Below are 13,694 nucleotides of genomic sequence, written 5' to 3'. Positions count from 1 at the left end.
GGGGTGGAATTAATTGGGAAAGCCATCGTTGAGGCGGTCGAGAGCGGCGGCGACGCGCTGTCGCACCTCATCACTCAATGGAAGAACGGGACGTGGCGGGTCAACGTCACAGAGGTTCAGAACCTTGGCGATTACGTACATGACCCTGAAGCTGCCGAACTCATTGAACAGCGCCCATAAAGGTCCAAAGGCCGCGTCCAGTCGCTCGACGGCCACGGTGTCCCCAGCTTGCGCCGCCCGAGTCAAAGCCAAGGCCTGCGAAGGTAGAAGTCCTGCGACGACGGAATACCAGGTGTCGCCCCCGGCCTGCAACGACGGTGCGCCGCCCCAGTCACCGCTGTAGCCGATCTTGAATGCCGACCCCGTGATAGACCGGAGAGTGGCGAGTTCGGAACCGAAGTCGCCACCCGACGGCAGAGGCATTTTTACGGCCACGATGTTCGCGACCTTCGACAGCCGGGAAATGAGGGCCGGGCTGAAGGTGAACTTGGTGGTACTGGGGTTACTGTAGATGCACAGCGGCAGTTGGCCCGCATTGGCGACGGCGGCGAAGTGTTCGAAAACCTCGTCGTCGGATAGGGGCGTATAGGAAACTGGCGCGAGGAGCAGACCGTCGGCACCCGCAGCCTTCGCATCTTGAGCGAGGGCCACCGCATCGTTAGTGCGGATCGCACCGACGCCGACGATGACAGGGATTTTGCCGCCGACGGTGTCGATCGCCGTTTCAACCGCGCGCCGACGCTCGTCTCGCGTGAGGAAAGCGTAGGCTCCGGTGCTGCCGAGCAGACCGATGGAGTCCGGCCCGGCCTCCGCGATGTGCTTGAGAAGACGCGCGAGCGCTGCGGTGTCGATCCTGCCGGAAGCGTCGGCAGGCGTGATCGGGAATGCCGAGAGGCCTTGAAAGATAGACATGACAGGAAGGCCTTCAGATGTGGGTCAGGAGAAGCTTCAGTCCAGCGAACCCGAAGAATACGGCCAACGTACCTTCGATCCATCGGCGCGCCAGCCTATACAAGCGGATCATGGGAGCTGTCGAAAAGACGACGGCGTAGCCGCAGAAAATCGTCACACTCAGGATCGCACAGCCCAGGAGGATCACGACGACCGTGTGGGGCGACGACCCAGGACCGAGCCCGAGCGTCATTAACGCGATCCATGCCAGGATCGACTTCGGATTGGTCAGGTGCATTAGCAGTCCGCGCTTGTAGAGCGTGGCTGCTGTCGCCTTGCGTTCGTCGGACGGCCGAAGCTGGTCCTTGTCCGAAGACAGTGCGGCTTTGCCTGCTCTGAAGGCGAGATAGAGGAGATACAGTCCTCCAAGGACCCGCAGGACGACAAGAGCTTCCGCGTATCGACTGAGAACCGCCGATACACCTGTCGCCGCCATTAGGCCCCAGAAGATCGAGCCGCTTACCACGCCCAACGCGATTGCCAACGCGGCCTTGCGACCGTCGTTCATGGCGACGCCCATGATCCGCATATTGCTCGGGCCGGGACTACCGGCGGCAATGATATAGGCGGTGAAGACGATAGTGAGTTGGTGGATGTCGGCCAGCATAGTTTTACTTCTTTCGGGCGGCGGCGTGCAACCTGGCACCCTCAATACCCTCTCAACTGGCCCTGACATAGAACCACTTTTACCTCAAAAAGTCTGGTCCAGTTTCTATTAAATCCTTGGCGGACGAGTCTTCTCGGTCTATTTGGATCATCGAAACCTCTCTATGTAGGGAGAAGTGATGGTCCAGTTGTCCACCCGTCAGCAGAATTCGTCACCGGGCCTGGGGGCGCGCGGCATCTACGAGAGCCTGCGGGAGCAGATCGTGGCCGGCGTGTACGGCCACGATGGCGTCCTTCCATCGGCCCGCGCTCTGGCAGTCGAACTTGGCGTCTCGCGCACAACCGTGACGTCCTCGTACGAACAACTAGCCGCCGAGGGGTTCGTGGTCATTCGACATGGAGCTCGACCGCGGGTCGCCATCAAGATCGCAGGCAGCAAGACCGGAGCCCTTCACGAAGCCGGAGAGCCGCATAGCCTCTCCGCTTTCGGAGAAAGGCTTCGGTCTCGGGCGATCCCGATGCGTGTCCCATCCGAGAGATTGGTCGCGGACTTCCGCTACGGCGACATGTCATCCTCTGACTTCCCGACCCTCGCTTGGCGAAAGGCCATGAACGACGCGGCGCTCCGCCGGCCGCCCAAGCTATTCTACGACGATCCCCGCGGCTCTAGTCGCTTGCGCGCCGCCCTGCAGGGCTATCTCTGGCGAGCACGGAGCATCAGATGCGAGGTTGATGAGATCGTCGTCGTCAATGGCTCCCAGCAAGGTCTGGACCTGTGCGCGCGTCTCTTGCTCGACGAGGGCGACAGATTTGTCATCGAGGACCCGTGCTATCCGATGGCGGGAAGCATCTTCGAGATGACCGGAGCCATGGCGGCCCCGGTGGACGTGGATGTCGAAGGCATCAGGTCGGACCTGCTGGCGGATGTAAACGCCCGGCTGGCCTATGTGACGCCGTCACATCAGTTTCCCATGGGAAGCGTGATGTCCATCGGACGACGCCAGCAGTTGCTGAGGTGGGCGGAGGAGAAGAGCGCCTACATCATAGAAGACGACTACGACAGCGAGTATCGGTTCGACATGAATCCCGTGCCACCGCTACGCGCGCTCGGAGGCGCGTCGAACGTCATCTATGTCGGAACGGTCTCAAAGACGCTGTCACCGACGCTCCGGATTGGCTACGTCGTCGTGCCGCGGGAATTGCAGGAAGTGTTCGCGCACGCGAAGCGCCTGACGGACAGGCATGCCCCCATCCTGGCACAGGAAGCGCTGGCGACCCTGCTGGAGTCTGGCGTCTACGAAAGTCACGTGCGTAAGGCCCGGCGTCACAACGCCCGCAGACGCACAGCGCTCCTCGACGCGCTGCAAGTCGAATTCCATGATGCGGTCAGGATCGAAGGCGCGGAAGCCGGGCTGCACGTCGTCGCCTGGTTCCTTGACCTGTCCCCTTCCATGGCGACGTCATTCATTGAGAGGTCTTCCCAGCTTGGAGTTGGCATCTACTCCATCACACCTCACTACTTTGGCCAGGGGCTGAATTTGAAATGCCTTGGCCTTGTGATGGGGTATGCAAGTCTCACCGAGCAACAAATCGATAGGGGCGTAAAGCTCCTGCGCAATGCTTACGATGGCGTACTTTGACGCGGCACTATGTCTGGCCGTTGTTCGTGCGGTACCGTAGAGGGACGAGATCATGTTGTCAGAGGCCCTGCGAGTTACATCTTCGACAACGGCATGCCGATGGCAATGACATCCATTGGCACACCTAGTTTCCGGTTCGCAGCCTCGATCAAGGATGCCGCATCCGGCACCGACCCTCGATGGCGAGCGATGGGCCCGGCATCCGTTTCCTCTCGAAGAAATGCGGCGTAAGAGGCAGCCACGTCGATCAGCCGCCGGCCGGAGCTGTCATCGGCAACGAGGGCGCCGCTGCTCGGCTCGCGATCCGTCCATGCGGCGTCTATGCCTAGAACGGATCTCACACTACCCTCCGTTTGTCTCAGTCCGCCACCTGACACCGATCAAGAGCGGTATATCATTCACTACAGGTGCTATCTGCTCGTTGTCATTTCCGAAGGTAGCTCTTTCGACCACTGTCAGTCATGCAGTATTGCCCGCCGCGCGGACCGGTGCAGTACGCGCCCGATCGGCAGGAGCATTCTCCATCGTATGCAGGGGTCATTTGCGATTCCGCGCCGCCAAGCAGACCGACAGCGCCTCCCATGTATGCCGAGCACGATTTCTTGCTCGCGCTCACGGAGCCGTCGTTGCAGATGAATGTATCGCCTTGGCACCCCGCGATGCCGCCCTTTCGTCCGCTGCACGGAGAATTCGTCGCTTCTGCAGTGGAAACGATCGACAGCAGGATCGCCGCAACGCCAAGAAGGACGTACCACTCCCGGGTCAGTCTCAACGAGCTTTCCAGTTCATCACGTTCTCCGTGGCGAAATACTGATCGAGAACGCTGGCGACACTGCTGAGTTTCGTATCCGGCGGGACGAGATCGATATCGCGGACCATGTCGTATATCCAGTCTCCCGTCGTCGGCGCGATCATGTCATTCATTGTAGAAAGCGTCATGAGATCGCCTTTGCCGCCGAAGCTAGCAAATAGTTCTTCAATGGATCCGGCTGCCTTGTAATAGGTATTCAGATTGGATGGTTCCGGGGCAAAGAGGCACCACACAAAACTCTTTCCATCGGCGGTCTTCGCGATCGGCAGATATGCGACCCATGTCTTGATCGTGCCCTGCCGGAATACGTGCGTCCCGAAGGCGATCTGGTCTTCACCATTTTCGAGTAGCTGAGATCCCTCGATGAACTCGTCGATTGTTGCCTTGGCGACGGAAAACCCGTCGACGCTACTGCGTCGCTTAAGGTGATAGAAACGGTTCACGCACCCGTTCACGATCATGGAGCGCGTGACCCCGGGCTTGTCCCGCATCTGATACGTATGCTCGGCGTAATCGATGCCCAGGAAGCGGACACTGTCTACTTCGTCCGCGACGAAGAGTTCGTCCTTCGTCGGTGCAATCAGCTTCGGAAGCTCTGCTGGAACTACGTAAAGCTTGTCGGCGACCTCAACGAGCCTCGATATTCCCAGCACTGCTGACCTATAGGCATCGGCAACGACCGATGCGTTGTAGTCGTTGTTTGGAAGAGCAAGATACGGCGCATGGAACCCGAGCACGGCTCCAGGTTCGAGTGATCGCTGGGGAAGCTGATCCGGCAGCGGGTCATCATCCCCGACAGGATTCGGGTCTTTCGGGAGGGCCGAGCCACCCAGGAAGGCGATCGCACAGGCGGACAGGCACTCATCGCTGGAACGAACAACGGTGGCGAGGCCGCGTCGGCGAAACGCCAAGGCGAGATCGAGCCCCTCATGATAGGAGCCACCGGGACTGTCGAGCGAGATCACGATCTTGCGCCATGGATCCTGTGCGTGGGTGATCCCAGCCGATTGGATGACCGCATCGAGCCGCTGCACGTCGCCCCGATCGATCTCCCCCTTCAACCGGAAGCGAGCCTCGGCCATGGGATCATCTTTTACCCCTTCGAATGAGAATTCGGCACATGCGGCAGGGTTCGAAAGAAAGGAAGCCAAGCCTAGAATTGCCAGGGACAAAGGCTGTGCAAGTTTCATTCCGCTATACCAGGGCAGAGCTGTTGGAAAACTGTAAGTGCCACGCCGTATCCGGACGCGGACGAGCCATCCAGAATTTCTCCCGACTTCAGGTCGCGAACGGCATAGTCCGCCATGCTGTCCGAGGCCTTGGTCGTTCCCTCGAACGCGTAGGATTGTCCGTACATATCAATCCAGGTGCGTTTCCGGCAATTGCCCGTGACCCGGTCGCCGACCTTGACCTCGGCCAACGTGCGCTTCACGCAGGCCATGGAATTGTCCTGGTCATATCCGACGCAGAATGCCTTCGCATCCTTGGACGTGTGCTTGACCATGATCACGGCATTAGCGGTTCCGATCCCTTTCTTGGAGATCGTTGTCAGATGCATTCCCGAGCGTGACCCGTAGTAGATCGAGTGATCCTCGGCAGCGAACACCGGAAGGACGGAGATGGCCACGAGAGTGACGGATAGTGCAAGCGAGAGGTGTCGAAATGACGAGTACATAATGTGCCTTTCAATGGATCCAGTGTCAGTCACAGCAAATCTTGCGAACATAGGTGTTTCCGTAGGTTACCATTGAATCCTTCTCGATTAGGCCACGAGCCTTCAAGGCGTTGGACACATCCTTTGCCTCCTGCTCGCCATAGACGTCATGCAGGGTGACTGCGATCCAGCCGTTCGCAGCCAGATGTGCAGCGAGCGGGACCGGCGCGCCATTGATGAATGACCGAGCGTCTTCGAGCGTCCGGAAGCTCTTGACCTGCACGAACCGTCCGTCACCCGCTGCCTCCTCGAACTGGTTCACCCGCACCCACGAATAGTGCATGTATCCGCTGGAGCCTCCGACGGTAACGCGGTACCAGTCGTCGCGCACTTCCATGACTTCGACGGTACTTCCGTTAGGCGCTTGTCCAATCGCCTTCGCATCGCCGCTGGCTGCAGCCTTGATCGGCGCGACGCCCTTCGGGTGACGGACGAATCCTGTTCGAGCTTGCGGCACTCGCAGCGAGGCTTCATCAACGGAAACGGCATCTGTCGGCAGGTCGACCGAACTCGCAGGTGGCTGGACTCTTGCGGAGCCATCTTCGGGTGACGTCGCGGCCACCGGCGTTTCCTTGGGTGAGTAGCAGAGGATCTGGAAGACGGATGGCGTAATCTGATCGGCAAGATCGGCTGTTGCAATAGGACTACTGTTCTCAGCTTTTTCAACGCTCTGGTTGGCTAGGCTCTGAGATTGCATGAACAGCTCGGCGACGGATGCACGGATCGCGAAGTTCACATTCTGAGCGGTGATGCCGATCTCATCTGCAGTCTTCTTCGAGAGCGTTGCGCTGGTTATTCCCAGGAGAAAGCCATTTCGATCGACCACCGGGCCTCCAGAGTTTCCGGGTTGTATCGGTGTTGAAATCTGGATGTATCTCGTGTCGTTGCGGATACCCGCGAGTGCGTTGACGTTCCCGGTGGTGACCTTCACGGAGTCCGCCAGAAGTGTCGCCAAAGGAAAGCCGACCGCAACGATGTCCTCACCGAGCCTGGTAGGTGACCTTCGGAATACCAGTGGCTTCAATGGTTCGTTGCTGGAGATCTTCATGACCGCCAGGTCATTAGTCTCGTCGATGCGCGGATCAGCCGCGTCACCCCTGCCCTTGACCTCGATGCGGCCGCAACCCTGAACGACGTGAGCATTGGTCAGAACCCATCCATCGGGCGTGACCGCAAATCCCGTCCCGGAGGATGCCGGGTCTTCTGCAAGGCAGTTCGAGGCGATAGCCGTGGAAAGGCAGGCGGCGACAATGACGCGGTAGATGATAGACATTCATGATTCCCCAAGCCATCAAGAACTAAAGCTTCTGGAGGCAGCTTTTCAACCAGATATTGCAATGAAGATTAACGATGGGCGATGGAAATCTCAAAAATCCTGGTGCGTCCGCCGCCAGCGGAGACTTCCTGCGAAACCAAGGCTCTTGAGTTCGCTACATAAACAAACAATCCTCCGGGATGCGGCTCTTGTGGTGGGCCAAAAACCAGGCGGAAATCGCAATGAAGCCAATTTTCGATCCCGCCTGAACGCGCCGCCAAGCAACCTCTTTCACGGGTGCCAGTGGCAATGGACGAACCTCTCCATCTTCTCGACGTCTCACATCCTTATGCAAACGCAAGGAATGATGAGGCCACGAGCAAGGAACAGGCTGCGGGGTTACTTCCTCATCCTGAATTCGTTGACCGATCGCATTTGAATGAATCCCTTCCCGGGCGCTTAACGGGTGTGCCGGTATGAGCCATGCACTGGGCGTTGGCAATCTTGGGTGGCATGATGGATTCGAAGGCAGAGGCACTGACGGCGGCGAAGCAGCGGATCATCGCGCTGCAAAAGCAAATGTCAGCCCGAATCCTCGACATGGCTGCAGAAGTTGAGAAACTCACTGAGGTTGCGACCGAACGCGAAGCCCGCGAATTCCTGCGCGTGACGTGCAACATGCCCCCTTCCGAACTCTCGACTTACGTGGGATTCAGGGCCAAGCTGAAAGGCTACGAAGAGCTTCTCGAAACCTCGCGCGCGCAGTTTCCGGTCGTGAAGGCGCTCGTTGCAGCCGACAGCGATACACGGACCGAAGTGCTAGAGCGCATGGCAATCGGCGCTCGCATCGATACAAAAGAAGTGGCAAGCATCCGCAGGCGCTTGAAGGAAGCGCAACTTACACCCGGACAGGTCTTGGCCAAGCGAAACGGACGAAAGTTAGCGACTGCGGCAAGGAAAAACCTTGCGGAATCGCTTACCAATTTTCAGAACATTCTTCGCGCCTTTGTCGAAAGTCTGATGGACGAGCGCGATCCCAAAATGCTCGAATCGAGTGAAGTTCGCGAGGGTGCCGTGCAGATTCGAAGGGCGTTTGAATCCTTCTTTGGATCTGACCATCCGACACCGCAAGATGTGAAACCCAATACGACGGCACAGGAAATGGCTCTCGCGTTTGACGCGTTGAAGAGGCTTGAAGGCGGCACATTTGGCGGGCTGAAGTTGAGAACTCTTCGCGATCCTGGTCTCGTTGCCCTTCTGACGTTCTCCGGACATGCGCTCTTCGAATACAAGTCAGACCACCGAAACGTTCAAACACCGCCTCCCCCTCACCATCGCCTGAAGGTCGTCGAGCTCTGCGCGGGTGCTGGTGGCATGGCGATTGGTTTGGAGCGCGCCGGCTTCGATCATGTCGCGCTCATCGAATATGACAAGCATGCCGCCGCGACTCTCCGCGTGAACCGACCAGACTGGAATGTGATCGAGGGCGACATCAGGGCTACTGATTTTCAACCATACCGCCAGATGGATATCGACCTCGTATCTGGAGGGATTCCATGTCAGCCTTATTCGTCCGACGGCTACGGTCTTGGCAAGGATGATCCCCGGGATTTGTTCCCTGAAGCGGTCCGCGTCATTTCCGAAGTAAGGCCTCGGGCGTTTCTGTTCGAGAACGTCGACGGTCTGTTGCATGCACGTCACGCGGATCATGTCGCCGATTTCTTGCGCGGGTTCAAAAAGGCTGGCTATCAGGTAGAAATCCACAGGATGAAGGCCGAAAACTACGGCATCGCGCAGGAGCGCAGCCGTGTTCTGATCATTGGTCTGCGGAAGGATCTCGAAGGTGCGTTCAGGATGCCGCCCACCTTTCCTGGACGCCGACTTAACATCGGCGATGCACTCGTCGACCTGATGTCGGCGAATGGTTGGACAGGGGCCCACGATTGGGCTCGTGCCCGGCGCGAACAGCCCATTTTGGACCGAGAAGGCAAGGTGTTGGCTCTAGGTGCGCTCGCTTCAACAATCGTCACACGACGCGGCTTGCCTCGGGAAAAGGAGGCGGCTCGCTGGGGCGCGAAGTGCGTCGACATCGCTGGCCTGCCAGACTCTGCGCCGACGCCGGAGCAGGCTTCGAAACCAGGCTTCATGCCCGCGCTGACCGCACGCATGCGTGCTCGTCTCCAGGACTTCGACGACGATTGGCAATTCTCGGGGGGTAAGCAAGCGACAGCCGATCAGATCGGCAATGCCGTTCCGCCGAGGCTGGCGCAAGCCGTCGGACTCGCACTGTTCGCCGCAATTAAGGACGTGACATGGGATTGGGAACGCATTCTTTGGCCCGGGGCCGAAAGGAGAACGCTCATCAATGCTCCTCCGCTGGTTCCCGAACGGATTGCTTTGGCTGAACTTGAGATGCAACCGTAGTTGTGCAGATGCCAGTCCTAGGGCGGAGCATTCCGTCCTAGGATGAACTTAGCGACGCCAGCGCCTGACAACACCTCGTGTTCCATGAGCGCTTCCGCGACGCGCATTACATCGACCCGCCGCTCCCTGACGATATCCTCCGCTCGCGCCAACTCCTCCGCCAGCAGGCGCTCCACCCTCCTCCGCAAGATGGGATCAGTCCGACGAAGCTGATCGAGATCTCGCGATCGGGAGACGTCGGTATACCCGAGCCCATGAACACCGTGGCCGGCGATTAGAATTGTCGCAATGTCCGCCGCTCGATGAAGATCCGATCCCTCAACGCCACCGGAGCCAGAGTACATTTCGTTGAGGACTGCCTTCTCAGCAGCTTTGCCACCTAACAGCATCGCAATCTCATTCCTGTAGGCCCCAAGCGTCCGATTGAGCACAACTGGTCTGCGCCATTTGACGTGGCCGACGCTATCGTCCCGGTGCGCAGCCTGACGGGCGACGACGATAGCCTCGATATCACCGGTACCGAGCGCGAGCCCCACGATCGCGTGTCCAGCCTCATGAACACACACTTGCCATCGCTCCTTATGGGTTAACACAGCGACGGGCGGCACGATCAACATGAAGTCGGAACCGCACACTGACCTCCTTGCTTTTCTAGCGATTCGGCGCGCATCACGGGTAAGCTGCCGCAGAGCAGCCCCGGAATAGCCACTGGTTGCCACCGCGATCGTTTTCAGTTCGTCCCGCGGCAAAGCCACGCCGACATGCGCCGACAGGATCTGCTCACGTGCTTCCTGATCGGGCATCTCCACCGCAATGTGGCGGTCCAGGCGACCCGGCCTGCGGAGCGCCTCATCGATATCGTCCGGCCTGTTGGTAGCCGCAATCACGACGACACCTTCGCGCCCCACAGCGCCATCAAGGTGTTCGAGAAGTGCATTGATCACTTGTAGACCATAAGATGCGCTGTCTCCCCGAAGATTTTTTCGGGAGCCAAAGGAATCGAATTCGTCAATTAATAAAATTGACGGTGCGGCAGCGATCGCTTGCTCGAATGACTTCCGCATTGCGCGCAACATGTCACCGAGGTGGCCGTGGGATTGCCAAACCGCACTCGACGCCGCGAAGAAAGCAGCTCCACACGATCTGGCCACCGCGCTCGCGAACAAGGTCTTCCCGGAGCCTGGCGGACCGCTCAGTAGCAATCCCGCGTCCACGTCGCGCCACTCGACCTCTCGTTGCCTCCACGCAGCGATATCCTCGACGAGGTCCAGCGCCCACTCGGTGGCCTTGCCATAGCCTGCAAGCTGTTCAATCCTCGGCTCCCACGCGACCGCGCGCTTCACCTCCGGCACCGCCTCCAAATCCATCGAAGCTGCCAGCTTCTCCAGGGTGACTTCGATCGGGCGTGACCGCCTGAGAGCGGCGAACATCAACGGCAGAGGATACGAGAACAGCGCAGTGGCCTGATCCCGCGTGATTACCGCATCGAGCACCGTCCTTGCCGCAGCGATCAGATGATACGGCTTGACCACGGTCACCAGCTCGAGACGATCCAGTGAGACCGAGAGTTCTCGGGGCAGAACGGCACCTTGCGCGATCACGACGATAACTGCGTTGCTCAGCGAGACGGTCTTGACTGCGTCGTCCGCATCCGTCTCCCCCTTGTAAGCGCTGACGCGCACCAATGGGACGGCGTAGTGGAGGATCCCGCCGCCAATCAGGACCGATTTGACAGCCTGCTGATATGTAGAGATGTCCGCCTCGGGTGGCAGGACCAAGCCTACAGTCTTGTCGCCCCTTAGAAAGATCCCGCATCGCCTTAATGGGATACGGAGTGAATTGGCATAGGTAGTCACTTCGAGCGAGTTCATCCGCTCGTGAGAATTTGCCCGTTTCATCGAGGTCTCCTACGACCGAGCGCGGCGGACGATTGTATCCGGACCGAGCAGTTTCTCATCAAGGTCGACCTCGATCAGGCCATGCAGGATCATGCTGGCGACCGACCCCATCGCACCGCCTTCTCGCACCGCCGAGAGGCATTCGACGAGCGTAAGCGATCCCATCTCATCGAGGCCGGCGAGAATCCGGATGCGGTCGCCTAGACTGGCGTGTTGGGCCGCGTATCGGATAAGATCCCGCGCGTTCGCGAGGCGGATCTGATTGAGGTTGCAGATGGAAACGGCTTGGTAGCGGTAGCCACGCCGTGCTGCGGCGCTCGGCAGCCAGGTAACGATGTGAGGATCACACTTCCCGACATCGACGAGTAGGGTCTCGGTCGCGGTCTTGACTGTGAAATCCACAAAGTGATGCCGAGGCTTTCGTGCGCTCGAGTCATTGCAGATCGGGCGCGTGACGCACCGCCAGGCGACTACTTCGGGATCAACTTCCAGAAGGCATGCATAGTCACTTGCCTGCTGCGAGCGAAATAGCATGCGACCGACACATTTGACGGTGATGAAAGGAAAACGCGGCTTGTAAACCTTGTTGAAATCGCAAGCGTCATCGCTTGCGGCACGAGCGGATTCGGTCTTCATGACCTGCACTCCAACGAACAACGATCTGGGCGGCACCGGGACCGGTCCCGGAAATCCGTCAGCGTATTCGAAGGGAGGTCGTGAACGTGTTGCTCATAGAAGGAACATTTAGTGAACGTCCATCCGGACGTCAACCGAAATTGTGTGCCCCTGTGTGCCTGGTTTCGCAGCGTTAAAACCAGCCGCACGTTCGGGCCGAAGCAAGTGCGTGGGTTTGTGTGGCATTTCTGACGGAGGCGCTAAAGTTATCTCATTCTAAAACAGTGATGTAGGGCGAAGTCATAGGAATTCGACACACCCTATCTTGTTGGTTTTGTCGTCGCCGGTTACGGTTTCCAACCGTAATTGCAGAAAAAGTGATCAGGGATTGCCATCATCATCGTCAGGAAGAGGACCAGGGCGGGAGAATAGCTCCTCCAGGGTCTGTTTTCTGGGCACGAATGTAACGTCAAATCTGCCGTCGGTGTCGATCACTCTCTGAGTACCACGTACTTTAGCTGCGCCCAGAACCTCCTGGATGCGGGCCTCGGCCTCGTGTCTCTGCCAATCGGAATCATGCGTCATCTGGGCCTCTATTGGACTGTTTGCCAGTCTCCTTACTCTAACGAAGGAATTGCATCGCACCTCGGATATTTTCAAGACGGTAGTTTTTTGACAACAGGATTTTACAGTGCTGAAGGACCCTATTCTCTTAATGGATACGGACATCGTCAGTCTCATGGGCCGCGTGAAAGCGCCTATGGGACTGCGTCCCTGGCTCCTGCGAGTTGGCATATATCGTCTCGCACTCTGCTATCCAGTCATAACAGAACTACTGCGCGGAGCCCACCTTCGAACAGACGACGATCCCAGGAGAGCGCTTCTTATCGCCAACTGGGTCAGCGAGCTCATCGACATGGATTTTCCGTTTCCGGAAATGACTGCTGATGTCGCGACAGTCTACGCCAAAATGACATCTGTTCCCAGCCTCCGGCACATGTGGACCATTCAGCGCGGCCAGAAGAGCAACAGGCTCGGGCACGATTTGATGATATCGGCCGTCGCCATCGTTCACCGGATTCCAATCCTCACTGCGAACGTCGATGATTTTCTCAAGATCAACGAGCTCTTCTCCCTGCCCGGCGTGTACCATCCGATGAAGGCGCAGTGGTTTGTGGATCCCGGCTTCGAGGTACCGCTGCCATACTTCGATCCAACCGAGCCCGACCCGCACGAGAAGGTCCTGCCCAAGCTTCCGAAGTCGCCAAGGATCGCCGGTTCGTTCGAGCCAGGAAACGGTTCGCAGTAGCTCACCGAAGCTCTACTCGTCCTTGCTCTTGGTTGCCCGCCTCTTCAAATTTTCTCTGCGTTTCCCCTGGGATACGATCTTGCGGCCGACCTTGGCTGGCTCGAAACCGAGGTTTGCCAATGCATCGCCGACAGTTTCGTTGTCGCCGGCCATTTCCCCGATCGCGCCAACGTCGCCGGGTGTGCCCTCATCGTTGTTTCCGCCGTGTGGCATGCCAATCTCCGTTTCCGACACTCCGCCATCGCGGAGATCCTACCAGCTTTGGATTTGCCTCGATATTAACCCGTTTGGCAGCTTCCCTGAAGGGCGCCCTGCAACGTCCAACAGAGATTTCCAGGAGCTTCGGTTTCTTGTGGCCTAATCCCTCTTCAAGATTTCGCACTGATCGGTTGGTGGGCGAGCCATCTAGGTGCTCCAGCAAAGCGTTAATCACCTGTAGTCCGTATCCGGATGTGTTCGAGCTCAGACGTG

12 protein-coding genes are annotated in these 13,694 nt (G+C 58.5%); 3 read left to right on the top strand and 9 right to left on the bottom strand.

Annotated features, from left to right (window positions below):
- Window positions 1-9: 9 nt before the first annotated feature.
- A complete protein-coding gene (locus ACSQ2Z_RS11565) occupies window positions 10-912 on the bottom strand; it encodes a dihydrodipicolinate synthase family protein (RefSeq protein ID WP_436081335.1) in 903 nt (300 codons plus the stop codon).
- Between the two features lie 13 nt (window positions 913-925).
- Entirely contained in the window at window positions 926-1,558 is a 633-nt protein-coding gene (locus ACSQ2Z_RS11560; protein ID WP_436081334.1) for a LysE family translocator, read from the bottom strand.
- A gap of 178 nt (window positions 1,559-1,736) precedes the next feature.
- Here ACSQ2Z_RS11560 and ACSQ2Z_RS11555 point away from each other — a divergent pair, with 178 nt between their 5' ends.
- Window positions 1,737-3,197 carry a PLP-dependent aminotransferase family protein gene (locus ACSQ2Z_RS11555; RefSeq protein ID WP_436081333.1) on the top strand — a complete coding sequence of 487 codons (1,461 nt, stop codon included), beginning with the start codon at window positions 1,737-1,739 and terminating at the stop codon, window positions 3,195-3,197.
- 74 nt (window positions 3,198-3,271) lie between these two features.
- Here ACSQ2Z_RS11555 and ACSQ2Z_RS11550 read toward each other — a convergent pair whose 3' ends face one another.
- The 4 genes from ACSQ2Z_RS11550 to ACSQ2Z_RS11535 all read right to left on the bottom strand — a co-directional run bounded on the left by ACSQ2Z_RS11550 (window position 3,272) and on the right by ACSQ2Z_RS11535 (window position 6,995).
- Window positions 3,272-3,538, bottom strand: a complete 267-nt coding sequence (locus tag ACSQ2Z_RS11550) for a hypothetical protein (protein ID WP_436081332.1) — start codon at window positions 3,536-3,538, stop codon at window positions 3,272-3,274.
- Between the two features lie 427 nt (window positions 3,539-3,965).
- Entirely contained in the window at window positions 3,966-5,198 is a 1,233-nt protein-coding gene (locus ACSQ2Z_RS11545; protein ID WP_436081331.1) for a hypothetical protein, read from the bottom strand.
- A complete protein-coding gene (locus ACSQ2Z_RS11540) occupies window positions 5,195-5,683 on the bottom strand; it encodes a hypothetical protein (protein ID WP_436081330.1) in 489 nt (162 codons plus the stop codon). The genes ACSQ2Z_RS11545 and ACSQ2Z_RS11540 overlap by 4 nt, the downstream gene beginning before the upstream one ends.
- Window positions 5,684-5,708: 25 nt before the next feature.
- The gene (locus ACSQ2Z_RS11535; RefSeq protein ID WP_436081329.1) at window positions 5,709-6,995 is read right to left on the bottom strand and encodes a trypsin-like peptidase domain-containing protein; all 1,287 of its coding nucleotides are present in this window, start codon (window positions 6,993-6,995) and stop codon (window positions 5,709-5,711) included.
- A 465-nt stretch (window positions 6,996-7,460) separates the two neighbouring features.
- Between ACSQ2Z_RS11535 and ACSQ2Z_RS11530 the strand changes: the two genes are divergently transcribed.
- Complete coding sequence (locus ACSQ2Z_RS11530; protein ID WP_436081328.1) at window positions 7,461-9,401, top strand: DNA cytosine methyltransferase; 1,941 nt, start codon at window positions 7,461-7,463, stop codon at window positions 9,399-9,401.
- A 17-nt stretch (window positions 9,402-9,418) separates the two neighbouring features.
- Here the strand turns inward: ACSQ2Z_RS11530 and ACSQ2Z_RS11525 are convergent, their stop codons facing one another.
- Both ACSQ2Z_RS11525 and ACSQ2Z_RS11520 read right to left on the bottom strand, forming a co-directional pair.
- Window positions 9,419-11,299 (bottom strand): AAA family ATPase, encoded by a 1,881-nt coding sequence (locus ACSQ2Z_RS11525; protein WP_436081327.1) that lies wholly within the window; start codon window positions 11,297-11,299, stop codon window positions 9,419-9,421.
- 9 nt (window positions 11,300-11,308) lie between these two features.
- On the bottom strand, window positions 11,309-11,935 hold the full coding sequence (locus ACSQ2Z_RS11520) for a hypothetical protein (RefSeq protein ID WP_436081326.1): 627 nt from the start codon (window positions 11,933-11,935) through the stop codon (window positions 11,309-11,311).
- A 670-nt stretch (window positions 11,936-12,605) separates the two neighbouring features.
- On the opposite strand from ACSQ2Z_RS11520, the gene ACSQ2Z_RS11515 reads away from it, so the two are divergent.
- Window positions 12,606-13,223 carry a type II toxin-antitoxin system VapC family toxin gene (locus tag ACSQ2Z_RS11515; protein WP_436081325.1) on the top strand — a complete coding sequence of 206 codons (618 nt, stop codon included), beginning with the start codon at window positions 12,606-12,608 and terminating at the stop codon, window positions 13,221-13,223.
- Between the two features lie 12 nt (window positions 13,224-13,235).
- Here the strand turns inward: ACSQ2Z_RS11515 and ACSQ2Z_RS11510 are convergent, their stop codons facing one another.
- Complete coding sequence (locus ACSQ2Z_RS11510; protein WP_436081324.1) at window positions 13,236-13,436, bottom strand: hypothetical protein; 201 nt, start codon at window positions 13,434-13,436, stop codon at window positions 13,236-13,238.
- Between the last annotated feature and the right edge of the window lie 258 nt (window positions 13,437-13,694).

It is taken from the genome of Pararhizobium sp. LjRoot235, from assembly GCF_964254145.1.
Lineage (GTDB): Bacteria > Pseudomonadota > Alphaproteobacteria > Rhizobiales > Rhizobiaceae > Pararhizobium.
Note: the sequence above shows the minus strand (reverse complement) of the source record. Positions and strands in the feature narration are given on the sequence as shown.